At 69.2% G+C, this 23,134-nt stretch carries 25 protein-coding genes; 22 read left to right on the top strand and 3 right to left on the bottom strand.

The window, feature by feature from the left end; translation table 11 throughout:
- The first annotated feature begins 29 nt into the window (after positions 1-29).
- The 5 genes from ACTHL4_RS06920 to ACTHL4_RS06900 are packed head-to-tail and all read left to right on the top strand — an operon-like array spanning position 30 to position 3,082.
- Positions 30-743 (top strand): YcnI family copper-binding membrane protein, encoded by a 714-nt coding sequence (locus ACTHL4_RS06920; protein ID WP_440282010.1) that lies wholly within the window; start codon positions 30-32, stop codon positions 741-743.
- Entirely contained in the window at positions 740-1,396 is a 657-nt protein-coding gene (locus ACTHL4_RS06915; RefSeq protein ID WP_440282009.1) for a copper resistance CopC family protein, read from the top strand. Before ACTHL4_RS06920 ends, ACTHL4_RS06915 begins: the two co-directional genes overlap by 4 nt.
- A 54-nt stretch (positions 1,397-1,450) precedes the next feature.
- A complete protein-coding gene (locus tag ACTHL4_RS06910) occupies positions 1,451-1,651 on the top strand; it encodes a hypothetical protein (RefSeq protein ID WP_440282008.1) in 201 nt (66 codons plus the stop codon).
- The gene (locus tag ACTHL4_RS06905; RefSeq protein WP_440282007.1) at positions 1,648-1,995 is read left to right on the top strand and encodes a type II toxin-antitoxin system PemK/MazF family toxin; all 348 of its coding nucleotides are present in this window, start codon (positions 1,648-1,650) and stop codon (positions 1,993-1,995) included. The genes ACTHL4_RS06910 and ACTHL4_RS06905 overlap by 4 nt, the downstream gene beginning before the upstream one ends.
- Positions 1,996-2,047: 52 nt before the next feature.
- On the top strand, positions 2,048-3,082 hold the full coding sequence (locus ACTHL4_RS06900) for an alcohol dehydrogenase catalytic domain-containing protein (RefSeq protein WP_440282006.1): 1,035 nt from the start codon (positions 2,048-2,050) through the stop codon (positions 3,080-3,082).
- A 36-nt stretch (positions 3,083-3,118) separates the two neighbouring features.
- On the opposite strand, the gene ACTHL4_RS06895 is transcribed toward ACTHL4_RS06900, so the two are convergent.
- Positions 3,119-4,171, bottom strand: coding sequence for an NAD(P)-dependent alcohol dehydrogenase (locus ACTHL4_RS06895; RefSeq protein ID WP_440282005.1), 1,053 nt, complete (start codon positions 4,169-4,171; stop codon positions 3,119-3,121).
- A gap of 186 nt (positions 4,172-4,357) precedes the next feature.
- Here ACTHL4_RS06895 and ACTHL4_RS06890 point away from each other — a divergent pair, with 186 nt between their 5' ends.
- Positions 4,358-5,563: an NAD(P)/FAD-dependent oxidoreductase gene (locus tag ACTHL4_RS06890; protein ID WP_440282004.1), complete on the top strand. Its 1,206-nt coding sequence runs from the start codon at positions 4,358-4,360 to the stop codon at positions 5,561-5,563.
- A 1-nt stretch (position 5,564) separates the two neighbouring features.
- Here ACTHL4_RS06890 and ACTHL4_RS06885 read toward each other — a convergent pair whose 3' ends face one another.
- Positions 5,565-6,188: a TetR/AcrR family transcriptional regulator gene (locus tag ACTHL4_RS06885; protein WP_440282003.1), complete on the bottom strand. Its 624-nt coding sequence runs from the start codon at positions 6,186-6,188 to the stop codon at positions 5,565-5,567.
- A gap of 134 nt (positions 6,189-6,322) precedes the next feature.
- Between ACTHL4_RS06885 and ACTHL4_RS06880 the strand changes: the two genes are divergently transcribed.
- The 5 genes from ACTHL4_RS06880 (at position 6,323) to ACTHL4_RS06860 (ending at position 11,714) form a co-directional block, all read left to right on the top strand.
- Positions 6,323-6,877 (top strand): PadR family transcriptional regulator, encoded by a 555-nt coding sequence (locus tag ACTHL4_RS06880; RefSeq protein ID WP_440282002.1) that lies wholly within the window; start codon positions 6,323-6,325, stop codon positions 6,875-6,877.
- Positions 6,878-6,914: 37 nt separating this feature from the next.
- Entirely contained in the window at positions 6,915-7,787 is an 873-nt protein-coding gene (locus ACTHL4_RS06875) for an extracellular solute-binding protein (RefSeq protein WP_440282001.1), read from the top strand.
- The gene (locus ACTHL4_RS06870) at positions 7,787-9,613 is read left to right on the top strand and encodes an ABC transporter ATP-binding protein/permease (RefSeq protein WP_440282000.1); all 1,827 of its coding nucleotides are present in this window, start codon (positions 7,787-7,789) and stop codon (positions 9,611-9,613) included. The genes ACTHL4_RS06875 and ACTHL4_RS06870 overlap by 1 nt, the downstream gene beginning before the upstream one ends.
- A 40-nt stretch (positions 9,614-9,653) precedes the next feature.
- On the top strand, positions 9,654-10,460 hold the full coding sequence (locus tag ACTHL4_RS06865) for a TrmH family RNA methyltransferase (protein WP_440281999.1): 807 nt from the start codon (positions 9,654-9,656) through the stop codon (positions 10,458-10,460).
- Between the two features lie 159 nt (positions 10,461-10,619).
- Positions 10,620-11,714: a DmpA family aminopeptidase gene (locus ACTHL4_RS06860; RefSeq protein WP_440281998.1), complete on the top strand. Its 1,095-nt coding sequence runs from the start codon at positions 10,620-10,622 to the stop codon at positions 11,712-11,714.
- A gap of 188 nt (positions 11,715-11,902) precedes the next feature.
- Here ACTHL4_RS06860 and ACTHL4_RS06855 read toward each other — a convergent pair whose 3' ends face one another.
- On the bottom strand, positions 11,903-12,481 hold the full coding sequence (locus tag ACTHL4_RS06855; RefSeq protein ID WP_440281997.1) for an NADPH-dependent FMN reductase: 579 nt from the start codon (positions 12,479-12,481) through the stop codon (positions 11,903-11,905).
- A 181-nt stretch (positions 12,482-12,662) separates the two neighbouring features.
- On the opposite strand from ACTHL4_RS06855, the gene ACTHL4_RS06850 reads away from it, so the two are divergent.
- From ACTHL4_RS06850 to ACTHL4_RS06800, 11 genes are all read left to right on the top strand, one after another.
- Positions 12,663-14,039: a toxic anion resistance protein gene (locus ACTHL4_RS06850; protein ID WP_440281996.1), complete on the top strand. Its 1,377-nt coding sequence runs from the start codon at positions 12,663-12,665 to the stop codon at positions 14,037-14,039.
- Between the two features lie 10 nt (positions 14,040-14,049).
- Positions 14,050-14,574, top strand: a complete 525-nt coding sequence (locus ACTHL4_RS06845) for a hypothetical protein (RefSeq protein ID WP_440281995.1) — start codon at positions 14,050-14,052, stop codon at positions 14,572-14,574.
- Positions 14,575-14,685: 111 nt separating this feature from the next.
- Positions 14,686-15,240, top strand: coding sequence for a TerD family protein (locus tag ACTHL4_RS06840; protein WP_440281994.1), 555 nt, complete (start codon positions 14,686-14,688; stop codon positions 15,238-15,240).
- Positions 15,237-16,091, top strand: coding sequence for a hypothetical protein (locus tag ACTHL4_RS06835; RefSeq protein WP_440281993.1), 855 nt, complete (start codon positions 15,237-15,239; stop codon positions 16,089-16,091). Before ACTHL4_RS06840 ends, ACTHL4_RS06835 begins: the two co-directional genes overlap by 4 nt.
- A 43-nt stretch (positions 16,092-16,134) precedes the next feature.
- On the top strand, positions 16,135-16,722 hold the full coding sequence (locus ACTHL4_RS06830; RefSeq protein WP_440281992.1) for a TerD family protein: 588 nt from the start codon (positions 16,135-16,137) through the stop codon (positions 16,720-16,722).
- 220 nt (positions 16,723-16,942) lie between these two features.
- A complete protein-coding gene (locus ACTHL4_RS06825; protein ID WP_440281991.1) occupies positions 16,943-18,079 on the top strand; it encodes a DUF475 domain-containing protein in 1,137 nt (378 codons plus the stop codon).
- A complete protein-coding gene (locus ACTHL4_RS06820; RefSeq protein ID WP_440281990.1) occupies positions 18,076-18,666 on the top strand; it encodes a TerD family protein in 591 nt (196 codons plus the stop codon). The genes ACTHL4_RS06825 and ACTHL4_RS06820 overlap by 4 nt, the downstream gene beginning before the upstream one ends.
- 19 nt (positions 18,667-18,685) lie before the next feature.
- Positions 18,686-19,351 carry an HAD family hydrolase gene (locus tag ACTHL4_RS06815; protein ID WP_440281989.1) on the top strand — a complete coding sequence of 222 codons (666 nt, stop codon included), beginning with the start codon at positions 18,686-18,688 and terminating at the stop codon, positions 19,349-19,351.
- Positions 19,348-20,217, top strand: coding sequence for a phosphoribosyltransferase family protein (locus ACTHL4_RS06810; RefSeq protein WP_440281988.1), 870 nt, complete (start codon positions 19,348-19,350; stop codon positions 20,215-20,217). The genes ACTHL4_RS06815 and ACTHL4_RS06810 overlap by 4 nt, the downstream gene beginning before the upstream one ends.
- Entirely contained in the window at positions 20,210-21,094 is an 885-nt protein-coding gene (locus ACTHL4_RS06805; RefSeq protein WP_440281987.1) for a phosphoribosyltransferase family protein, read from the top strand. Before ACTHL4_RS06810 ends, ACTHL4_RS06805 begins: the two co-directional genes overlap by 8 nt.
- A 254-nt stretch (positions 21,095-21,348) precedes the next feature.
- Positions 21,349-23,118 carry an ABC transporter substrate-binding protein gene (locus ACTHL4_RS06800; RefSeq protein WP_440281986.1) on the top strand — a complete coding sequence of 590 codons (1,770 nt, stop codon included), beginning with the start codon at positions 21,349-21,351 and terminating at the stop codon, positions 23,116-23,118.
- Positions 23,119-23,134: the final 16 nt, after the last annotated feature.

Genomic DNA, 23,134 nt, shown 5'->3' with positions numbered 1-23,134 from the left:
CGTGTTCTACAACTTGTAGAGTCAACGCCGTGACCACGACTCTGCGCTCCGCCAGCCTCCGACGTACCGCTGCCACTCTCGCCACCGCCGGGCTGCTGCTGGCCGTCCCGGTGGCTGCGCAGGCGCACGTCACCGTCAACCCGGACACCGCCGAAGCCGGCTCCTACGCCACCCTCGTCTTCAAGGTGCCCACCGAGAAGGCCGACGCCTCGACCACCCGGATCGAGGTCGACCTGCCGACCGAGCACCCGTTCACCTCGGTCTCCTACCAGCCGGTGCCCGGCTGGACCACCACGATCACCACCTCGAAGCTGGCCCAGCCGGTCAAGACCGAGGACGGCACGATCACCGAGGCGCCGACCAAGATCGTCTGGACCGCGGGCAAGGACGCCGGCATCAAAGCCGGTCAGTTCCAGCAGTTCCCGGTGTCGGTCGGTGTGGTGCCCGACGTGCCGTCGGTGAGTTTCAAGGCCATCCAGACCTATTCGGACGGCTCGGTCGTCAAGTGGGTCGACCCGACGAAGCCGGGCGCGCCGGAGCCGGAGCACCCCGCACCGGTGCTCACGATCGGCGCCGCCGCGAGCCCGGCCTCCCCGTCGAACGCTCCCTCGGTGGCGGCCGCACCGCAGCCGGCGGACGATTCCTCCTCCGACAGCGGTGTCTGGTTCGGTGTCGCCGGCCTGGCCGTGGGTGTCGTGGCGCTGCTCGTCGCGCTGTATGCCGTGACGCGGCGATCCCGGTGACGGCCCCCCGGGCCGGTATGACGTGGCGCCGCGGCCTCATCGCCGCGGTCGCGTTCGTGTCGGCGGTCTTCGGCGTCATACCGGCGGCGCAGGCGCACGACTACCTGGTCGGCAGCACGCCGAAGCCGAACAGCACCATCACCACGGCGCCGCAGCAGGTGTCGCTGGAGTTCAACGACATCGTGCTCAGCCGGCCGGCGCCCCCGCAGCTGACCGTCAAGGGGCCGGACGGGCGCTACTACGAGACCGGCTGTGGCACGGTCACCGACCGGACCGTCGTGGTCCCGGTCGCGCTCGGCGGAACCGGGAAATACACCGTCACGTGGCGGATCGTGTCGGCGGACGGCCACCCGGTCTCCGACAGCCTGTCCTTCACCTACCGGCCGAAGGCCGGAGCTGCCGCCGCGACGGGCATCGCGTCCCCGAAGGCATGCACCGGCTCCTCCAGCGCCGGGTCCGCTGCGGCCTCCACGGCCGCCGCGGCGCCGAAGGCCGGGTCGAGCCGCGGCGGGACGCCGACCGCAGCCATCGTCGCGATCGTCGTCATTGCGATCGTCGGCGTCGGTGGCGCAGCGCTGATCGTGCTGACCCGCGGCCGCCGGCAGGGTCCGGACGACCAAGAGCCCGACGACGACCTCGACGCCGAGGACTGAGCGGCCTGCCGCCGCGTGTTCAACAATTGTCGAACGTGCGGCTACCATGGGGCAATGGCTGCATCCATCGGATTCCGTCCCACCCCCGAGGACGAGCGCATCCTCCACGAAGCGGCACAGCCTGGCGAGAGCACCTCGGACATCCTGCGCCGCGCGCTGCGTCTGCTCGATCACGAACGCTGGTTGCAGCAGTTTCGTGCCGACGCCGAGGCGGTCAAGGACGAAGACCTCAACGCGGAACCGGAAGCCTGGTGATCCGCGGAGCCGTCTACCGGGTCGACCTCGGCCGGCCGCGCGGTCATGAGCAGGGCGGCAAGCGTCTGGGACTTGTCGTGTCTCCGTCGGACTCGCCGCTGTCCGTGGTGACCGTGATTCCGACGTCGACGTCGACGTCGGCCGGCTCGTCCATTCACCGCCCCGAGGTCGAGATCGCCGGCCGACCGACTCGGATGCTGATCGATCAGGTCCGCTCGATCGACGCCGACTACGTCGTGGGCGATCCCGTGGACTACTTGTCCCAGGACCAATTGATCGAAGTCGAGCTGGCGTTGGCTCACTACCTCGGTCTGCACGACGTGACGCCGCCGCGATCGTCCTAGGCGGAGGCGCCTCAGTGCCAGTCGCAGCGCGCGGCTCGGCATACTCGAGCCCATGCGCGCCGTATTGATGGAGCAGATCGCCGGGCCGCTCACGGTGCGCGAGGCGCCGGAGCCGGTCGCCCCCGACGGCGGCGTGGTGGTGCAGGTGCGCGCGACCGGCCTCTGCCGCAGCGACTGGCACGCCTGGGCCGGCCACGACGACATCGCACTGCCACACGTGCCCGGTCACGAGCTCGCCGGCGTGGTGACCGCAATCGGTGCAGGAGTGCGCAATTGGCGGATCGGCGACCGTGTCACCGTGCCGTTCGTCGAGGGTTGCGGCCACTGCGAGTGGTGTATGGCCGGCAACGCGCAGGTCTGCCCGGACCAGCAGCAACCCGGCTTCACCCACTGGGGCTCGTTCGCGGAGTATGTCGCCCTGCACGCCGCCGACACCAACCTCGTCGCGTTGCCGGACGACGTGTCCTTCGCAGCGGCCGCGAGCCTGGGGTGTCGTTTCGCGACGGCATACCGCGCACTGGTCGGCCGGGCGCGGCTGCAGGCCGGTGAATGGGTGACGGTCGTCGGCGCGGGGGGCGTCGGGCTGTCCGCCGTGCTGATCGCGAAAGCGCTCGGCGCGCAGGTGATCGCCGTCGACCGCCACGAGGGCGCCCTGGCGAAGGCCACCGCATGCGGCGCGGACCACGTGCTGGTGGCGGGCGGAGGCGACATACCGGCGCAGGTACACCAGGTGACCGGCGGCAGCCACGTCGCGATCGACGCGGTCGGCACCGAACAGGCCTGCGCCGACTCGATCCTCAGCCTGCGCCGGCGCGGCCGGCACGTGCAGGTCGGTTTGCTGCCAACGGTCCATCCCCCGGTGCCGATGGCCCGTGTCATCGCCTGGGAGCTGGACCTGCTCGGCAGCCACGGCATGGCGGCCGCGGACTACCCCGAGATGCTCGCACTGATCGCCTCCGGCGCGCTGGCTCCGCAGGACCTGGTCGAGCGCGTCGTCGGACTCGACCAGGCTGCGCAGCTGCTGCCGGCCATGGAGACCGCCACGCCCGCCGGTATGACGATCGTCGACCCTACGTCGGCCGAGTAGGAGCGAGCCGCTCGGCGAGTGACGTATCGAGACCGGTTACGACGGCCTGATGGTCGAGGTGTCGATCACGTAGCGGTAGCGGACGTCACCGGCGACGACCTTGTCGTAGGCCGCGTCGACCTGGTCGGCGTCGATCCGCTCGATGGTGGCTCCGATGCCGTGGTCGGCGCAGAAGTCCAGCATCTCCTGGGTCTCCGGGATGCCGCCGATCATCGAGCCGGCGACGACCTTGTTGCCGCCGATCAGGCTCCCCGGGCTGATCTCGTAGGGCTGGTTGGGCAGACCGACCGAGACGAGCGCGCCGTTCGGCTTCAGCAACCGCAGGTAGTCCTCCATGGGCAGGTCAGCGCTGACCGTGTTGAGGATCAGGTCGAAGCGGCCGGCGTTGTCCTGGAAGACGGCCGGGTCCGAGGTGGCCAGGTGGTCGACCGCCCCGAACTCCGCGGCGTCCGCCGACTTCGCGGTGGTGCGGGACAGCACGACGACCTCCGCGCCCAGAGCGACGGCGATCTTCACGCCCAGATGCCCGAGGCCGCCCATGCCGATGACGCCGACGGTCGCGCCGGGGCGGGCGCCCCACCGCTTCAGCGGCGAATAGGTGGTGATGCCCGCGCACAGCAGCGGCGCCGCGACGTCCAGGTCGATGCCGTCCGGGATGCGGCACACGAAGCGCTCGGAGACCACGACCTGCTGGGCGTAGCCGCCCTGGGTGATCTTGCCGTCATACCCCTTGCTGTTGTAGGTGCCGACCGAGCCGCGCTCGCAGAACTGCTCGAAGCCGTTCTTGCACTGCTCGCACTCACCGCACGAGTCGACCAGGCAGCCGACGCCGACGCGGTCGCCGACCTTGTGCCGGGTGACGCCGGAGCCCACTTCGCTGACCACACCGGCGATCTCGTGGCCGGGTGTGAGCGGGAAGTGCGCAGCGCCCCACTCCTCACGGATGGTGTGTATGTCGCTGTGGCAAATGCCTGCCCACTGGATGTCGATGCGGATGTCGTTCTCGCCCAGGTCGCGACGCTCGAGGTGGATCGGCGCGAAGCTCTCCCCGGCCGCGGCGACGGACAGTGCAGGTGTTGTTGTCGGCATGGGAAAGACGATAGACCTGCTCAGGTACGCCGCAAAACCGCTGGATTCCATTGTGCGGTAAGAAAATTCACAGCAGATATCGGGAATAGGGCCCCACTGTCCGCGCCCCTGTCCCCGGTGACTGCCGGCGTCATACGATCAGGAGGACCGCGCAGCAATGCGGACGCAAGCGATGCGAGGAGAGTCATGGCAGATCTCGACGGCAAGAACTACGACTACGTGATCGTGGGCGGAGGCGTCGCGGCCGCGGCCGCGGTCGGCGGCATCCGGGAGCTCGACGAGAACGGCTCGGTGCTCGTGCTCGGTGCCGAACCCGACGGTCCGGTCTACCGTCCCGACCTGTCCAAGAAGCTCTGGCTCGACGAGGACGCCACCCTCGAGCAGAGCCGGTTGCTCGACGGGCAGCAGGCCGACCTGCAGACCTCGAGCCCGGTGACCGCGATCGACCCCGGCGCGCACACCGTCACGGTGCAGGGCGGCGCCACCGTCACCTACGGCAAGCTGCTGCTCGCCACCGGCTCCAGCCCCCGCACCCTCGACCTGCCCGACACCGACCGGGTCATCTACTACCGCACCGCTGCCGACTACCGGCGGTTGCGCGACCTGGCCGGCAAGGACACCCCGGTCACGACGGTCGGCGGCGGCTACATCGGGGCCGAGATCTCCTCGGCCCTCACCCAGAACGGCGCGAAGGTCACCATGATCTTCGATGAGGACCTGGTCCAGCAGCGTCTCTTCCCGACATCGATCGCCGAGCTGATCACCAAGGAATTCACCGACCGCGGCGTCCGGTTGCTCACCGGCGAGACGGTGGCCGACGGCAAACTGGCCGACGAGAGCGTCGCCATCCAGGTCGGGGACGGCAGCTCCGTGGAGGCGGGGGCGGTCGTCGTCGGCATCGGCGTCACCCCCAACGTGCAGCTCGCCGAGGCGGCTGGCATCGGCACCGACAACGGCGTCGTGGTCGACGACCGCCTGCGCACCTCCGCCACCGACGTGTATGCCGCCGGCGACGTGGCCAACTACGACGACCCGCTCCTCGGCCGGCGCCGCGTGGAGCACGTCGACAACGCCGAGGCGATGGGCAAGCAGGCGGGCCGCAACATGGCCGGCGCCGACGAGGCGTACGACTACACGCCGATCTTCTGGTCCGACCTGTTCGACTTCGGCTACGAAGCGGTCGGCCGGCTGGACTCCAGGCTGGACACGGTCGAGGACTGGAAGGACGACACGAGTGCCGCGGTCGTCTTCTACCTGGACGAGGGCGTGGTGCAGGGGGTGCTGTTGTGGAACGTGTGGGACTCCACCGACAAGGCGCGCGACGTCATGGCCAGGTCACGCGCCGGCGAGCTGACCCGCGACCAGTTGCCGGGCGCCATCCCGACGAGCTGACCTATCCGGGCAGCACCCGCAACAGGTCGGTGCGCAGCTGGGTGACGGCCACCGGCAGGTCGTCACCCAGCAGGTCGGCGCGCACGGCGCGCTCGCGCAGTGCGTCGACCTGGATCGCCAGCAGCTCGAAGGGCGGGTCGAACGTCCAGCCCAGCGTCTCGTAACGCCGCCGGATCGCTTGCACGGCAACGTCATGCGCGTGCTCGACCTCGAGGGCGTAGCCGCGCAGCTCGCGCTCGAACTGGCTCTGGTTGCGCAGGTCGAAGCGGATGCGGTGCAACCGGCGGTGGGTGCGCAGGCTGTCGCAGATGGCGTCGGCGACGATGTGCGAGACGGCCAGGACATCGCCCGCAGCGGACACGTCGGCCCCGAAGATGTGTGACTCCTGGATGATCCGCACACACTCGGCGACGAGCGCGTCCTTGCTGCGGAAGTAGTAGTGCACCATGCCGTGCGAGAAGCGGGTGCGCCGTGCGATGTTGCGGACCGACACGTGGGAGTAGCCGTATTCGCTCCACGTGTGCAGCGCGGCGACCGCGAGGTCGTGTCGGCGACCTTGGTGCACGTCCTGGACGTCGTCACCGGATCGGGAGGCGGCCTGACCGGCGTGGGCGAGTTGTGTCACCGGGACATCCTTTCATCACATCGGACCGCGTATGTCGTTGCTGCGCCTGGCAATTCGCGAGGCAGGCGAAATACATCGGTAACTTGCCGAGGCCGTGGGGCACACATCTTTGTCGGCATACGTACCCTCGAGACATGCCGAGCAAACCTGCCGCCCGCGCCGGTGACGCGGGCGCGATCAGCACCGCCGGCCTCGGTGTGCTCGGGGTGGTGGCCGAGGCGCCGACCCATGGCTTCGCGGTGGCGGCCGTCTTTGCCGCCGACGGCGCATTGGGCCGGGTATGGCGGGTGCAGCGCGCCGTCGTCTACCGGGAGCTGGGTCGGCTGGCCGATGCCGGCCTGGTGCAGCCGGTCGGCGTGGAGACCGACGGGCCCGGCCCCGACCGGACCATCGTCCAGCTCACCGCCCACGGTCGCGGCACGCTGGACCGCTGGCTCGATGCGCCGGTGCGGCGGCCGCGGGACGCACGGTCGGAGCTGCTGCTGAAGCTGGCGCTGCTGGATCGCGCGGGCCGCGATGCCGGCACGCTGATCGCCGCGCAACGCACGGTCTTCGCCGCGCGGCTGACGGAGTTGCGGGCGGCGGTGCGGGCCACCGAGTCCGGCAGCTTCGACCACACCCTCGCGCTGTGGCGGGTGAGCTCGACGCAGGCGGTGCTCGATTTCCTCCGGGCGCTCGATGCCAGCTAGTCACATTGAGACTAGATCGTTGGTAGGTTCAGGAGGCATGACCGCCCTGTCGCGCCGTGGCCTGTTCGCCCTCGCCCTGGTCGGCGGCGGCTCGGCACTCACCGCCTGTGATTCCTCCGGCGGGGGATCCGGCGGGTCGGGAACGGTCAACGTCCTCTACGCGGGTTCGCTGGTCGCCCTGATGGAGAAGCAGCTCGGCCCGGCATACGAGAAGGCGACCGGTGACCGGTTCGCCGGTTTCGGCGGCGGGTCGACGGCACTCGCCGCACAGATCAAGGGCAGGGTCCGCAAGGCGGACGTGTTCGTCAGCGCCAGCCCGAAGGCCGACGAGGAGCTGATGGGCACGGCGGGCGGCGACTGGGTGCAGTGGTACGTCAGCTTCGCCAGCTCGCCGCTCGTGCTGGGCTACCACCGCAAGAGCAAGTTCGCGGCGCAGCTGGAGGCCGGGCCCTGGTACGACGTCATCACCAGGGACGGTTTCCGGCTTGGAACCACCGACCCGAAGGCCGACCCGAAGGGCAAGCTGGCCCACCAGGCGTTGCTCGCGGCAGGCCAGGACCACCCGGCGCTGCTGGCCCTGGCGAAGAACGACAAGATCGTCTTCCCCGAGGAGACGCTGGTGGCGGACCTGCAGTCCGGGCAGCTCGACGCCGGATTCTTCTACTCCAGTGAGGCCACCATCGCCGGCATACCGACCGTGCAGCTGACCGGGCAACAGCTCGCAGCCACCTACACTGCGTCCGTGGTCAAGGGTGCGCCGAACCGCGCAGGAGCCGAGGCGTTCGTCGCCCATCTGCTCGGTGCCGAGGCCCGGAAGGTGCTGCAGCAGGACGGATTCCGGCTGATCACTCCCCCCACGGTGACCGGCACCGGCGTGCCGGACACCATCCGCAAGGCGCTGTCGAGCTAGTGCTCGGCCGGCGACGCAGCGGCCCGATCGCCGTGCTGGGGGCACTGCTCGCCCTCTACCTGGCGGTCCCCCTCGTCGCTTTCCTCATCCGGCTGGCCGGTTCGGACCAGCGCGGCTTCGGTGAGTCCGGACTGCTGGACGCCGCACGCACCTCCGCCATCAGCGCCACCATCAGCGCGACCATCGTCACCGTGCTCGGCGTGCCGCTGGCGCACTGGATGGCGCATTCGCGCGGCCCGGTGCGCCGCGTCGTCGGCGTGCTGGTCCAGTTACCGCTCGCACTGCCGCCGGTGATGAGCGGCATCGTGCTGGTCTACGTCGTCGGCCCCTACACCTGGCTCGGCGAACGCTTCGGCGGTCGCCTGACCGAGTCCGTCGCCGGAGTCGTGATCGCGCAGACCTTCGTCGCGGCTCCGTTCCTGATCATCGCGGCGCGGTCGGCCTTCGAGGCGATCGACCCCCAGCTCGAGGACGTGGCCGCGACCCTGGGTCACCGGCCGCTGTCTCGCTTCGTCCGGGTCGATCTGCGGATCGCCGCCCCCGCCATACGCGCCGGGTTGCTGCTGACCTGGTTGCGCGCGCTCGGCGAGTACGGCGCCACGGTGCTGCTCGCCTACCACCCCTACACGCTGCCGGTCTTCACCTATGTGCAGTTCTCCTCGACCGGCATACCGACCACGCAGGCGCCGACCGCGATCGCACTGGCGGTGGCGGCGATCGTGCTGCTGCTGGCGACGTTTCGGCTGCCGCGGGTCGTCCGAAACAGGATGCGCCGGCCGGCCCCGTCGGTGGCGCCGGCGCGGCCCGTCGCTGCTCCCGCCCAGCCGGTCTCCTTCGACATCGACACCCGGATCGGGGGCTTCCACCTCCAGGTGGCGCACGCGGCGCGCAGTCCGCGTATCGCCGTGCTGGGTGCGTCCGGTGCGGGCAAGTCGATGCTGCTGCGATCGCTCGCCGGACTGCTCGGACCCGGCGTCGGCACCGTCCGGCTGGGTGGGATGGAACTCGACGGGACCGCCGTGGAGCAGCGGCGGCTCGGGTACGTGCCGCAGCAGCACGGGCTCTTCCCGGACCGGACCACGTGGCAGCAGGCGACGTTCGGCGTCCGCGCCGACCCGGGCGTGGCCGCCTGGTGGCTCGAACGCCTCCAGCTCGACGGGTTGCAGGACCGGCTGCCGCAGGAACTGTCCGGTGGTCAGCGGCAGCGGGTCGTGCTGGCAGCGGCGCTCGCGGGGTCGCCACGGCTGCTGCTGCTGGACGAGCCGTTCTCGGCGTTGGACTATCCGGTGCGCCAGGAGCTCACGGCGTTGCTGCGATCGCTGCAGCGCCGTGATGCGCTGGCGACCGTGCTGGTGACCCACGACCCGCAGGAGGCGGCCATGCTCGCCGACGAGCTGGTCGTCATCGCGGACGGCCGGGTGGCCCAGGCCGGCACCGTGCGGGAGGTCTTCGACGCGCCGGCGAGTCCGCAGGTCGCCCGGCTGCTCGGGCTGACCAACGTGCGCCGCGGTGTGATGAGCGCCGGCGGAGTGGTGGTGACCGGCGGGGTGCGGATCGACACGTGCGCGACGCTGCCACCGGGGACTCCGGTCACCTGGTGCGTGCGGCCCGAGCGGGTGGTGCTCGGCGACACCGGGGACCACCGCGTGTCGATCACCGACGTGGCCGACCTGGGCAGTGAGTTGCGTGTCGAGCTCGAGTGGCCGCAGGGGCTGCAACTGCAGGCGCACCAACTGATCTCGGACGGCGGTGGCCCGGCCGTCGGCGACACGGCATGGGTGCGTCTCGACCGCGGATCGGTCAGCGTCTGGCCGGCGCCCGACTGACGCGTAGGTCGTGCATGATGGGCAAGTGGTGCAACGGGTCATGAGCCGCAACGCGACCTTCCAGCAGTGGCAGGCGCTGCTGAGGAACCGCACCAAGCGGCACCGGGCGGGTGAGTTCGTGGTGCAGGGCGTGCGGCCGATCACCCTTGCGCTGGAGCACACGTGGGATTTCTCCACGGTGCTGCGACCGGTGGGCGCTCGGCCGAGCCGGTGGGCGGACGATGTATGGCGCACGGCGCCGGGCACGCGCTACGAGCTGCCGCCGGAGTTGCTGGCCGAGCTCGCGGAACGCGATGCCGAGGAGCCGCCGGAGCTGATCGCGATCGTCCGCATGCCGGCGGACGAGCTGGACCGGTTGCTGCTGCCGGGGCGGACTCCGTTGATCGTGGTCTTCGACCGACCGTCCGGCCCGGGCAACATCGGCACGCTGATCCGCTCGGTGGATGCCTTCGGCGGCACCGGCCTGGTCGTCGCCGGACACGCCGCCGATCCGTATGATCCGCGCGCCGTTCGTGCCTCGACCGGATCCCTGTTCGCGGTGCCGACGGTGCGTGTTCTTTCCGCGGACGAGGTGCTCCGCTGGATCGATGGACAACGCCGCACCGGCCTGTCGCTCACCGTTTTCGGCACCGACGAGGGCGGTGAGACGGAGCTGCGGCGCATCGACCTCGCGGCGCCGTCGGTGATCGTGATCGGCAACGAAACCCGCGGCATGAGCCGTGCCTGGCGGGAAGCGAGTGATCAGCTCATCAGCATCCCGATGGTGGGTTCGGCCAGCTCGCTCAACGCCGCGACCGCGGGATCGATCGTCCTGCACGAAGCGCTGCGTCAGCGGCTCCTCGGCTGACCCGGGCACGATCCGTCGCGATCATCGGCGCGCTGCTGATGCATGGACGCCGAGTCGCACAGCAAACGGCGAGTGGCACAGTTGCAGCTGTGCGCCTCGGCGGCAACTGTGCGAGTCGGGCTCGGCGCCGTCCCATTTGACCGGACTGGAGGAAGCACAGTGAGAGCCCGCGACCTCGTCGACTTCGACGGAACGCCCGGCACCTGGAACGCCCTCACCGACGTGCCCGGCGTGGAGGTCGGCTACACGACGCTCGTCGAGGGCGACGGGGCGCTGGTCCCCGGCATCGGCCCGGTGCGCACCGGCGTGACGGCGATCCTGCCGCTGGGGCGGGAGCGGGTGGGCACGTCGGTCGCCGCGGGGATGTTCTCCTTCAACGGCAACGGCGAGCTGACCGGCAGCCACTGGATCGAGGAGACCGGCTCGCTCGCGCTGCCCGTCGCGATCACCAACACGCACGCCGTCGGGCCGGTGCATCGCGGGGTGCTGGAGTGGTCGCTCGCGCGTAATCCGCGACTGCAGGAGGGCTGGCATCTCCCGGTGGTCGGCGAGACGTTCGACGGCTACCTCAACGACATCAACGGCCGGCACGTGCGGGAGGAGACGGCGATCGCCGCGCTCGACGCGGCCGCATCGGGCCCGCTCGCCGAGGGCAGTGTCGTCGGCGGCACCGGGATGAACTGTTACGGCTTCAAGGCCGGCACCGGTACCTCGTCCCGGCGGGTCACCGTCGGCGCCCAGTCGTATGTCGTCGGGGTCCTCACCCAGGCCAACTTCGGCGCACGGCACCAGTTGACGATCCGCGGCCGGCAGCTCGGACCCCAGTTGCTGGACGACAACCCGATGCAGGATGCCGCACGCAGCGCGCCACCCGGCTCCGGGTCGTGCATCACCGTGGTGGCCACCGACGCGCCGCTGCTGCCGCTGCAGTGCAAGGCGCTGGCCCGGCGTGTGTCGCTCGGCCTGGCGCGCACCGGCACGACGGGCAGCCACTTCTCCGGCGATGTCTTCCTCGCCTTCTCCACCGCCAATGCCGGCGCGCTGGACAGTGGCATCGGTGACGCGCCGGACGGCATACAGCGATTGGACTTCGTGCCGTGGCCGGCCGTCAACCCGCTGTATGACGCCGTCGTGCAGGCCACCGAGGAAGCCGTGGTCAACGCGCTAGTCGCCTCGGACACGATGATCGGCCGCGACGGTCACCGCAGCCCCGGCTTCCCGAACGACGTCCTGCGGTCCGCGGCGATGCGGTAAAGGGCTGCAGCGACGCGGTGGTCATCGGCTGGTCCCCGCCAAAACCGGCGACTGTTGCCGGTTGTGCGCGTGAAACCTGGGTGATTGCCGCCCGAACCGGCGACTGTTGCCGGTTGTGCACGTGAAACCTGGGTGATTGCCGCCCGAACCGGCGACCGTTGCCGGTTGTGCACACAGACCCCGCAACGTCAGGGCCGGACGAGCCCGCCGCGCAACGCCCGCATCGCCGCCGACCAGCGCAGCAGCGAGTCGAGCATGGCGTCCAGATTGCCGAGCTGGTAGTCGCGCGGCGCGAGCTGCACGAAGTCCACCATGTCGTCGTAGATCGACAGGGAAACCTGCGCGCGCACCGTGGCGATCTGCACCTCGCCGAGCGTGGACTTCAGCTGTTCGCCGGCGCGCAGCCCGCCGCTGGAGCCGTAGCAGATCATCCCGGCCGCCTTGTCGTTCCATTCGACATACAGGTAGTCGATCGCGTTCTTGAGCGCAGCGGACACCCCGCGGTTGTATTCCGGTGCGACGAAGACGAAGCCGTCGTAGGAGTCGATCAGGCGCGACCACCGCTTGGTGTGTTCGTGCCGGTAGCGGTGGGCGGCTGCGGGCTCGGGCTCGTCGAGCAGCGGCAGGCCGACGTGCGCCAGGTCGATCAGGTCGTATGCCGCATCCCCGCGGCCCTTCGCGTGCTCGAACGCCCACTCGGCGATGGTGGGTCCGACCCGGTCGGGGCGGGTGCTGCCGATGACGAAGGCGATGCGCAAGGAGGTCACGTCCGGAATCGTCCCACGGCGTCGTTCGTTGGACGTGCCGTGGAACGCGTCCGCGCCGCGCATGGTCGTATGACGTGATGCGCCGGGCGCGGGGCTGTGACGCCGACGCGCCGGCGCACATAAGGTAAGAGGAACACTCGGGGGTCCGCGGAACGCCCGCGGCAGCTAGGAGGCTCGCAACATGTCCAACCTCGATCTGAGCGGTGGGCTCGGTGACCAGTTCCAGCAGAACAACGGAGGCCAGCAGCCGGCGCAGCCGCAGCAGCCTGCCGGACAGCAGCCCCCGGCGCCCGCGCAGACCGCACCGGCACCCGCGCCCAACCTGCCGCCGACCGCCGCACCGACCTCGACCGGCCTGGTGCTGGAGGCCCCGACACCGGTCCCGGTGATCCAGGACCAGCAGGCCGTCCAGGCCGTGCCGGTCGCGCCCGAGGCGCAGACCGAGTTGCAGCAGAAGGCGCAGGCGTTCGTCACCGAGCTGACCGCGATGGACATGAAGGCGCCGGGCTTCACCGAGAAGGTCAACTCCATCGTCACCATGGGCGACAACGAGATCCGCCGGTCCTCCGACGTGTCCAACCGCATGCTGCAGCGGCCGGCCGCGCAGGCCGGCAAGGACTCCGCACAGTCCAAGGTCGGCGGCACGCTGGTCGATCTGCGCCGCACCATCACCGATCTGGACCCCAACCGGGCCGACCTCAAGGGGCCCAAGAAGATCCTGAAGTGGCTGCCCGGCGGCAACAAGATCGAGAACTACTTCATGAAGTACCAGTCGGCGCAGAGTCACCTGGACGCGATCATCCGCTCGCTGTCGGCCGGCCAGGACGAGCTGCGCAAGGACAACGCCTCGATCGAGGTGGAGCGCAACAACATGTGGCAGGCCATGCAGAAGCTGGGCGAATACAACCAGCTGGCAACGGCGCTCGACTCCGCTGTCGAGAGCAAGATCGGCGAGCTGCAGGCCGCCGGCCGCAGCGAGGACGCCGACATCATGAAGTCCGACGTGCTCTTCGCGGTCCGCCAGCGGCGGCAGGACATCATGACCCAGATGGCCGTCTCGGTGCAGGGCTACCTCGCGCTGGACCTGGTCCGCAAGAACAACCAGGAGCTCATCCGTGGTGTCGACCGCGCCCAGACCACCACGGTCGCCGCGCTGCGCACCGCCGTGATCGTCAGCCAGGCGCTCGCGCAGCAGAAGATCGTCCTGGACCAGATCACCGCCCTCAACAGCACGACCTCCAACCTCATCGAGCAGACGTCGCAGCAGTTGCGCACCCAGGGCGCCGAGATCAACCAGCAGGCGGCCAGCAGCACGATCGAGATCGACAAGCTGCAGGCGGCGTTCGACAACGTGTTCGCCACCATGGACGCGATCGACAAGTTCCGCTCCGACGCGACGCAGTCGATGTCGCAGACCATCGGCGCCCTGGAGGGTCAGGTGCAGCGCGCCAAGCCCTACCTCGAGCGGTCGATGCGCTCGCAGGGCATCGGCGCCACGACGGCTGCGACATTCCAGCCGACCGGTGGCAACCAGCAGCTGCCCGGCGGTCAACAGTAGGCTCCGAGCCGTGGGATTGCTGTCACGCCTGTTCGACCCGGACGGTGCGTCCGGACGACTGCGTGCGCAGACACAGGCTCGCTTCGACGCGGTCAGCGAGGCCGTCACCGACCCCTCCGGCGACTCGGTGGACGCACTGTTGCGCAAGACCCAGTCGCTGGTCCTGGAGATCAACAGCAGCGCCGGCGATCTGCCCACCCTCGGTGTGGTGCTCGCCCGCGCGGTCACCGACACGGTGCGTGAAGTGCTGACCTCCGGTGAGGCCGACCGGCTCGACATCGGGGTGCGGGTGGCGATCAACGGCACGTTGACCGACTACCTGCCCGGCTCGATCCGGGCGTATGTCGGGGCGGTGCGCGCTGCCGAGCCGGACGCGGAAGCGCGCGCCACGGAGGCACTGGTGGAGCAGCTGACCACCCTGCGGCACAGTGTCGAGCAGCTGGCCGAGGCGAGCCGGATGCGGGACATGCAGGCGTTGCAGGTCCACGGCCGCTTCCTGCAGGACAAGTTCGGCGAGTCCGACCTGGACCTGTGAGACTGGGTGACGACTGTTGCGACCTTTTCGCCGCTGTGCCGGCGCATCGGCGAGTAGGTGACGACAGTAGTGGGAAATGCAGGCGTGGAAGGGGTGGAGGCCGTGAGTCCGATGGCCAAGGGAGCCAACATCGCGCTGCAACGGGAGCTGCCCGATCTGACCGGCGTGGTGTTCGGGGTGGACTGGGAGACCGGCGGCGAGCGGGTGCTCGACGACAACCTCACCCTGCTCACCCTGCTGGTCGGCGACAACGGTATGGCGCTCTCGCCCGAGCACGTCGTCCACTTCAATCAACTGGTGTCGGCTGACCTGTCGACCGCCCAACTGCAACAGGCTCTCGGCAGCGACGACGAACAGGTCGAGGTCGAACTCACCGGCGTGCCGGACGAAGTGGCCAAGGTCGTCTTCGTGCTCTACCTGTCCGAGGGCAGCGGCAGCAGTCGCAGTCTCGGCCAGCTGAAGCATCTGGTCGTCCGGCTGCTCAACCTCGACGGCGGCGCGTCGATCACCTCCTCGGTGGACCTCGCCGACGGCCTGTCCGCCGAGACCGCGCTCAAGCTCGCCGAGCTCTACCGGCACGGCGGCCAGTGGAAGCTGCGGATCCTCGGCATGGGGTACTCCTCCGGGCTGGCCGGTGTCGCGAAGGAATACGGCGTTCCGTTATGACGCAACGCACCGATCTGCCCTACCTGCGCGCTCGCAGCCTGCGGTCCACTGCGCCCGCGGGTCTCGATACGGCCTCCGCTGGCGCTCCGGCCTACTCGACCAGCGCGGGCGGCGGTACGTCGCTCGATCTCGATCAGCCCGCGGGTCTCGATACGGCCTCCGCTGGCGCTCCGGCCTACTCGACCAGCGCGGGTGGCGGTACGTCGCTCGATCTTGGTCTCGACACCGGCTCGGCCGGCGCTCCGGCCACCTCGACCGGCGGTAGCCGGCACGTCCGGCCGCTGCGGCACGACCTGGGACTGCCCGGCATACGCGCCGACGAACGCCGTCTGATGACCGAGCAGGAGCCGGTGCTCGAGCTGACTCGCATGCAGTCGGCGGCCGGCGCACTGGAGGCGAGGGCCGCGGTGCCCAACCCCTCCGAGGTGGTGCTCGGCCTCGTCTTCGAGACCGGCGACGACCGTCAATCCCTGGTGCTGCCGGGCCTGTCCCAGCAAGGACCTGACCCGCGCCGGCCGATCTTCCGGGCCACCTCCAGCGGCGTCGCGGTCAACCTGCGACGCGTCACCGAGGTGCACCGGCTGCTCCTCTTCGCGGTGCCCACCCGGCCGTCCAAGCAGATGCCCGGCGGCACCGTCACCGTCACCACCTACGGCGGCTCGCGTCTCGAGGCACCCTTGGTCGCCGGGCCCACGCTGGGCGCCCAGGCGCTGATGACGGGGTATGTCGTGGAGGGCCGTCTCGTCATACGCGCCGAGCACGATCCCTACTCCGGCACGCTGCAGCAGGTGTGCGCGGCATACGGTTACCGGGAGCTCTCCTGGCGCGACCCCTACACCCCGCTCGTCTGACGAGCCGACAACCGGACAGTCACCACACGAAAGGAATCTCACGATGGCAGTGAGTCTCAGCAAGGGCGGCAACATCTCGTTGGAGAAGGCCGCGCCCGGAATGGTCAACGCCGTGGTCGGCCTCGGCTGGGACCCGCGGACCACCGACGGTGCGCCCTTCGACCTGGACGCCTCGGTGCTGTTGCTGGCCGACACCGGCAAGGTGCGCGGTGACGCCGACTTCGTCTTCTACAACAACCTGACCGGTGACAACGGCGCCGTACAGCACCAGGGCGACAACCGGACCGGCGAGGGCGAGGGCGACGACGAGCAGATCATCGTCTCGCTCAACCAGGTGTCCGCGGACGTGCAACGCATCGTCGTGGTCGCCTCGATCGACCAGGCCGACGCCCGCGGCCAGAACTTCGGTCAGGTCGCCGACGCCTACATCCGGGTGTATGACGCCGACGACCCGCACAACACCGACAAGGGCGTGCGTTTCGACCTGGGTGAGGACGCCTCGACCGAGACCGCGCTGATCTTCGGTGAGCTCTACCGGCACGGCGGCGAGTGGAAGTTCCGCGCCATCGCGCAGGGCTTCGCCGGCGGCCTGGCCAGCGTCATCACCCAGTTCGGCCTGCAGGTCGGCTGATCCCCACGAAGTTCTCCCCCGCTCCGCTCCTCCGATACTGCGCGGGGGCCCCGATCGGGGAGCAGTGGATTCCATGGCGGGTCGTGGCCGGGAACCCTCGGCCGCGGCCCGCCGTTGGCCCTGGCGGAGCCACCTCCACGATGGCGGCGAAACCGGACACCGGTGTCGGTCGTCATACTGACCACCGTTCCCGTCACCGTCACCTCGAGAAGAGCACCTGTTGCAAGCCCTGAAGCATTTCCGGATCGACTTCGTCATCACGGCGGCCGTCCTGGTGGTCGCCTTCCTCTACGACAACTGGACCGGCGTCGGTCTGACCGCGATCCTGATCGTGGTCGAGATCGTCTTCTCGTTCGACAACGCGGCGGTCAACGCCAAATACCTCGACCGGCTCAACCATTTCTGGCAGAACATCTTCCTGACCGTCGGCGTCATCGTCGCGGTGTTCGGCATGCGGCTGGTCTTCCCGTTCGTCATCGTCTGCCTCTCCGGCTCGATCAGCCCCTGGCGGGCGCTGCAACTGGCGCTGGAGAAGGGCGACCCGCACACGCCGGGCACCTACGGCTACATCCTCACCGAGGCGCACCCCGCCATCGCGGCGTTCGGTGGCATGTTCCTGCTGCTGCTCTTCCTGGACTTCATGTTCGACGAGGACCGTGAGATCAGCTGGTTGACCTGGATCGAACGCCCGCTGCAGAAGCTCGGCAAGCTCGACGTGCTCTCGGTGGTCATCGCCGGCATCTTCCTGCTGGTCGCCAGCGAGACGCTGGTGCACGAGACCCACGTCCACTCCGCGGTGCAGATGCGCTCGATCGTGCTCTTCTCCGGCCTGCTGGGGATCATCGGCTACCTGGCCGTCAACGGCCTCTCCACGATGATGGAGGAGCGCGAGGAGACCAAGGACCACGAGTTCGAGGAGGCCGACGCGCGCTCCTCGACCGGGCAGAAGGTGCTCCTCGCCGGCAAGGCGGCCTTCTCGATGTTCCTGTTCCTCGAGGTGCTGGACGCGACCTTCTCCTTCGACGGCGTCATCGGCGCCTTCGCCATCACCCCCGACCCGATCATCATCATGATGGGCCTCGGTGTCGGCGCCATGTACGTCCGGTCGATGACCATCTTCCTGGTCCGCAACGGCACCCTCGCCGAATACCGATTCCTGGAGAACGGCGCGCACTGGGCGATCGGCGCGCTCGCGGTGATGCTGGTCATCAGCATCCGCTACGACCTGGGCGAGTTCGTGATCGGCGGTGTCGGCATCGCCTTCATCCTCGCCGCCTGGGCCAGCTCGGTCCTGGCCAACAAACGCGACGCAGCGGCCGAGGGGGCCGACGCAGAGATCGAAGGAGCGAAGTTGTGAGCATTTCCCTTTCCAAGGGTCAGACCGTCGATCTGCGCAAGCAGGACGGCGGCAACCTCAGCCGGGTCCGCATGGGCCTGGGCTGGGACGTCAAGGTCGTCACCAAGAAGACCCTGTTCGGCGGCAGCAAGCAGGTCCAGCGCGACATCGACCTGGACGCCTCGGCGCTGGTCATCGGCGGCGGTCGGGTGCTGGACACCGTCTACTTCGGCAAGTTGCGGTCCAGCGACGGCGCCATCCAGCACACCGGCGACAACCTGACCGGTGAGGGCGAGGGCGACGACGAGTCGATCGTGGTCGACCTGGGTGCGGTGCACGGCTCGGTCGAGCACATCGTCTTCGTCGTCAACTCCTACAGCGGCGAGAACTTCGCCGAGATCGACAACGCCTTCGTGCGTGTCGTCGACTCGATGGCCCAGGACACCGAGCTGGCCCGTTTCCAGCTCACCGGCTCCGGCACGCACACCGCGCTGGTGATGGCGCGGGTGTCCCGCACGCCGGCCGGCTGGAACTTCACCGCCATCGGCGCGCCCGGCAACGGCCGCACCGCGCGCGACCTCGAGCCGCTGGCGCTCAGCGTGCTCTGACACCACGCGAGGGGGAGGCATGCGATCAGCGCGACCGGGCGGTGTCAGTCTCGACATCTGGGGCACGCTGCTCGGCAGCGACCCGGCGTTCAAGCCGGCGCGCAATGCGATGCTGCGTGACGCGGTCGCACCGGAGGTGCCGATCGACGTCTTCGACGCGGCGATGCGGCAGGCCGACCGGGACGTCGACGACCGCTGCGTGCGGGATGGCGTCGACACCGGGTTCGGCGGCCGCATCGAGGCGACGCTGCTCGCACTCGGCCGGCCCACCGGCGCTGTCGCCGCCCGGGTCCCCGAGCTGTATGCCGCGCAGGAGACCCTCGCCCTGGCCCATCCGCCGCGACCGTTGCACGTGGAACTTCCGGCGGCCGTGTCGGCGCTGCCGCTCCCGGTGGTGCTGACCAGCAACACCGGCATGCTGCCGGGTGAGCTGATGCGAAAGCTGTTGGCGGTGGCCGGTTTCGGCGCAGTGCCGGGTGTCTTCTCCAACGAGCTCGGCGTCGCAAAGCCGCACCCGCGGATGTTCGAGGCGGCGTGCGACGTGCTCGGTGTGCCGGCCGCGCAGGTGCTGCACATCGGGGACAACCCGGCCGCTGACGTCGCCGGTGCCGAGGCCGCGGGTATGACGACAGCGCTCGTGCGGCCCGACGGCGTCTCGACCCTGGCCGTGCTGGAGGCGCTGTGATCACCGCCCCCCTCGTCGACGTGGCGGCGCACCCGCTGACCGGGACCGCAGCGCATCCGATCGACATGAACACCGGGATGTTCTTCGACACCGCGGCGTACTCGCTGATGAAACACGGTGATGTGCCGTCGATCCGCGGCTTCGGCACCGAGCTCGCGAACGCACTCGTCGAGGACGTGCCGTGGTTGCTGGCCACCGGTCGGCCGATCGTGCTGCCGGTCGCCTATCTCGAGGCCAAGCCGGCCTGCTTCTACCTCGCCTCCGTGGTGTGCGACGTCCTCAACGAGGCGCGCGGTCAACGCACGCCCGCGCGTGTCCTCCACGTGCACAAGGACTCGGTGACCCACATCGACTATGCGGCATCGTCCGCGCAGGATCGGCGAAAAGACCTGGCATCCATTGGTTTCCGGCTGGTCGAGCCTGTCCGCGACGCGATCGCGATTGTGGTCGACGATGTCCGGGTGACCGGCCTCGCTGAGCAGGTGATGGTGGATCTGTTGCAGGACAACGGCATTGGCCAGATCGTCACGGCATACGTGGCCACCTGTGACGAGCGACTGGCGGCGGACCCGCGCGTCGAGGCAGCGCTCAATCACGCGCAGGTTCGCTCGATCCACGACATGCTGCCGTCGGTGCAGCGCGGTGAGTTCGTGCCGACCATCCGCTTCCTCAAGCGGCTGCTCGCCGATCCCGACGCGGCGGATTTCCTGGCCGCCTGCCCGACCGAGCTGGTGCAGCAGTTCCGCGCCGACGCCGAGGCGACCGGCGCCGACTTCCTGGCCGGCTATCCCGCGGGAACCGCCGCGCTGTGCGCCGAGTCCGAGCGGCGGATGCAAGCGACACCGGAAGGGGTTCGCCATGGCTGACGTCTCGGGTCTCGATACGGGCTCGGCTAGCGCCTCGCCCTACTCGACCAGCGAGAAGCGAATTTGCCTGGCACAGCTACGGTCCGAGCGCGGGCTGCCGGACGCAGCACTGGTCGACGCACGCGGCTACTCCCGGTTCAAGCACGGCGACGCGGCAGCCGGTCGCCGGTTCGCGGTAGCCCTCGCGGCACTGGCCGCGCAACGCCTGGGTGACCGGCCGGTGCTGGCCACCACCTCGGCCTTCGACCGGGTGCCGCCGGCGGCATACAGCCTGTTGCTGCCGTTCGTGCAGCAGCTGCGGCTGCTGCGCCCCGACCTGCAGATCGGCACCTTCCGCATCACCCGGCGGGGCGTGAGCAACGGCGACTACTCCCAGATGACCGCGGCCGACCGGCGCACCGCGATCGGGGCCGGCGACCTGAGCCCGGAGCGTGACGTCACCGGCGCGCTGGTGCTCGCACTGGACGACATCCGCGTCACCGGCAACCACGAACGCGCCATGGATCGCTGCCTCCTCGAAGCCGGCGTCGGCGACGTCCGTCACCTGTATGTCGTGGACGCGGCGCGGTTCGCCGACTGCCCGCAGATCGAGTCGGTGCTCAACGAAGCGGCCGTCGCCGGCGCAGGTGACCTGCTGGACATCGCCGACGGGCGCCGTTTCGTGCCCAACGCACGGCTGTGCCGGCGGGTGCTGGCCCTGCCGGAGCCGGAGTTGCGTGTCTTCGTGGACCGTGCCGAACCCGCGCTGCTCGGCTGGCTCGGTGCCGCCGTCGCACACGACCGACTGGCGCAGGTCCCGGCATACCAGGACCGGGTGCGCGTATGGGATGCCGTGACCGCGGCGGCCGGCGCACGCTCCGGTTCGGGCGTCGGCTGAACCAAGAGGCGCCGCCGGGCGGCATACACCCACGGCGCGAACGTGCAGGTCACGACTTGGTATCGAACTCGTTCCTTGCAGGTAGCTCCCAGCGGCTCTGCATGAAGCGCTCTCACGATGGTCGCTAGTCGGTTTCACATCCTGACTGGACGATCGGCGCCGGGGGGCGGACAGCCATGCCCAGTCAGCAGAAATGGAGTGATGAACCGGCTCTTCCCGGCACGAACCGGGGAGTGACGACAAGGAGAAACACCATGCGCTGGACAAAATTGGTTGCGCTCACGGCCTCGGGTGCCGCAGCTCTGTCGCTGGCTGCCTGCGGCAGCGGGGGGTCGCCGAGCAAGAGCGGTGGCGGCGGCAGCAACAACTCGGCCGCCGCAGCTCAGACCAAGGCGGCCGTCGCCGCCACCAACCCCAACCTCCAGGGCCCGGCGCCGGCGGTCAAGGGTGCCAAGAAGGGCGGCACGCTCTACATCGACGACGGGTCCAACCCGCCCACCATGGACCCCTCCGGCATCTACTACATCGACTCGAACGCGTATGCCACGCAGTATCTCTACCGCACGCTGACGCAGTACAAGATCGTGAACGGCAAGCCCGTGCTGGTGCCGGACATGGCGACCAACGTCGGGACGCCGTCGGCCGACGGGCTGACCTGGACGTTCAAGATCAAGCCCGGGCTGAAGTACTCCAACGGCCAGCCGGTCAAGCTCCAGGACTTCGTCTACGCGATCAAGCGGTCCTTCGCCACCGAGAGCGTCGCCGCCAACGGCACGAACTACCAGATGCAGTACCTGAAGGGTGGCAGCACCTACAAGGGACCGTTCAAGCAGCCGAAGGCCAACTTCCCGGGCGTGACCACCCAGGGCAACGACACGCTGGTCTTCCACCTGACCAAAAAGCTGCCGTCGTTCAACTACTTCGCGTCCTTCCCGGAGTTCAGCCCGATCCCGCAGAGCGCGGACACCAAGAGCAACTACCAGAAGCAGCCGCTGACCACCGGTCCGTACAAGGTGGCCAGTTACAACATCGGCCAGAAGATGGTGCTGACCCGCAACACCAACTGGGACCCGAAGACCGACCCGGTGCGCAACGCCTACCCCGACACGATCCAGATCAACTTCTCGGTCGTCGACCTGCCGTCGCAGCAGCGGATCCTGTCCAACAGCGGCACCGGCACCAACACCATCAACATCGACGCGATCGACGCCTCGCTGGCCAGCAAGGTGACAGGGGCGCAGAAGAACCAGTTCGCGATCGGTTCCTCCTCGTGCGAGTACTTCGACGAACTGGACAGCCGCAAGATCCCACTGAACATCCGTAAGGCCATCGGCTACGCCTGGCCGTACAACGAGATGCGCAAGGCCGCGGGTCTCTCGCAGCTGAACTACCAGCCGGCGACGACCTTCGCGGCGCCCAGCCTGCAGGGCTTCAAGAAGTACACGCCGCTGCCGTACGCCACCGGGCAGGGCAACGGCGACCCGGCCAAGGCCAAGTCGATGCTGCAGAAGGCCGGCAAGATGGGCTTCGCGCTCTCGTACTACTACCAGAGCGACAAGCCCACCAAGGTCGCCGCGAACAACGCGCTGAAGGCCGCCCTCACGGCCGCCGGGTTCAAGGTCAAGGACATCCCGGTGTCCACCGCGGAGTTCGAGAAGAAGATCGCCGACCCGAACGCTCCGGTGAACATGGGCCAGGGCACACCGGGCTGGTGCTACGACTGGCCGACCGGCGACTCGGTCTACCCGGTGCTGTTCAACGGTGCCGGCATACCCAACGGTCTGTCCGTCGGACAGTTCAAGAACGCCGCGGTCAACAAGCAGATGGCAGCCATCGAGCAGCTGTCGCCGGCCGCTGCGGCACCGAAGTGGGCGGCGCTCGACAAGGAACTGATGACCCAGTACCTGCCGTCGCTGCCGGACTACTACTCGATGAACACGGCCACCTTCGGCTCGAACGTCGAGAACGTCGAGATGAACCCGTTGATCAGCATGCCCAGCCTGTCGCAGCTGTGGGTCAAGTGATCGACTGACGCACCGT

Origin of the sequence: Flexivirga sp., assembly GCF_051955415.1 — a bacterium.
Taxonomy (GTDB): domain Bacteria; phylum Actinomycetota; class Actinomycetes; order Actinomycetales; family Dermatophilaceae; genus Flexivirga.
This window is presented reverse-complemented; position numbering and strand designations above follow the sequence as displayed.

What these genes read in the sequence shown, in the direction of transcription:
- ACTHL4_RS06910 (WP_440282008.1), top strand. Translation starts at nt 1,451, where the DNA reads ATGGCTGCATCCATCGGATTCCGTCCCACCCCCGAGGACGAGCGCATC.
- ACTHL4_RS06900 (WP_440282006.1), top strand. Translation starts at nt 2,048, where the DNA reads ATGCGCGCCGTATTGATGGAGCAGATCGCCGGGCCGCTCACGGTGCGC.
- ACTHL4_RS06895 (WP_440282005.1), bottom strand. Translation starts at nt 4,171, where the DNA reads ATGCCGACAACAACACCTGCACTGTCCGTCGCCGCGGCCGGGGAGAGC.
- ACTHL4_RS06890 (WP_440282004.1), top strand. Translation starts at nt 4,358, where the DNA reads ATGGCAGATCTCGACGGCAAGAACTACGACTACGTGATCGTGGGCGGA.
- ACTHL4_RS06880 (WP_440282002.1), top strand. Translation starts at nt 6,323, where the DNA reads ATGCCGAGCAAACCTGCCGCCCGCGCCGGTGACGCGGGCGCGATCAGC.
- ACTHL4_RS06875 (WP_440282001.1), top strand. Translation starts at nt 6,915, where the DNA reads ATGACCGCCCTGTCGCGCCGTGGCCTGTTCGCCCTCGCCCTGGTCGGC.
- ACTHL4_RS06865 (WP_440281999.1), top strand. Translation starts at nt 9,654, where the DNA reads ATGAGCCGCAACGCGACCTTCCAGCAGTGGCAGGCGCTGCTGAGGAAC.
- ACTHL4_RS06850 (WP_440281996.1), top strand. Translation starts at nt 12,663, where the DNA reads ATGTCCAACCTCGATCTGAGCGGTGGGCTCGGTGACCAGTTCCAGCAG.
- ACTHL4_RS06840 (WP_440281994.1), top strand. Translation starts at nt 14,686, where the DNA reads ATGGCCAAGGGAGCCAACATCGCGCTGCAACGGGAGCTGCCCGATCTG.
- ACTHL4_RS06835 (WP_440281993.1), top strand. Translation starts at nt 15,237, where the DNA reads ATGACGCAACGCACCGATCTGCCCTACCTGCGCGCTCGCAGCCTGCGG.
- ACTHL4_RS06830 (WP_440281992.1), top strand. Translation starts at nt 16,135, where the DNA reads ATGGCAGTGAGTCTCAGCAAGGGCGGCAACATCTCGTTGGAGAAGGCC.
- ACTHL4_RS06815 (WP_440281989.1), top strand. Translation starts at nt 18,686, where the DNA reads ATGCGATCAGCGCGACCGGGCGGTGTCAGTCTCGACATCTGGGGCACG.
- ACTHL4_RS06805 (WP_440281987.1), top strand. Translation starts at nt 20,210, where the DNA reads ATGGCTGACGTCTCGGGTCTCGATACGGGCTCGGCTAGCGCCTCGCCC.
- ACTHL4_RS06800 (WP_440281986.1), top strand. Translation starts at nt 21,349, where the DNA reads ATGCGCTGGACAAAATTGGTTGCGCTCACGGCCTCGGGTGCCGCAGCT.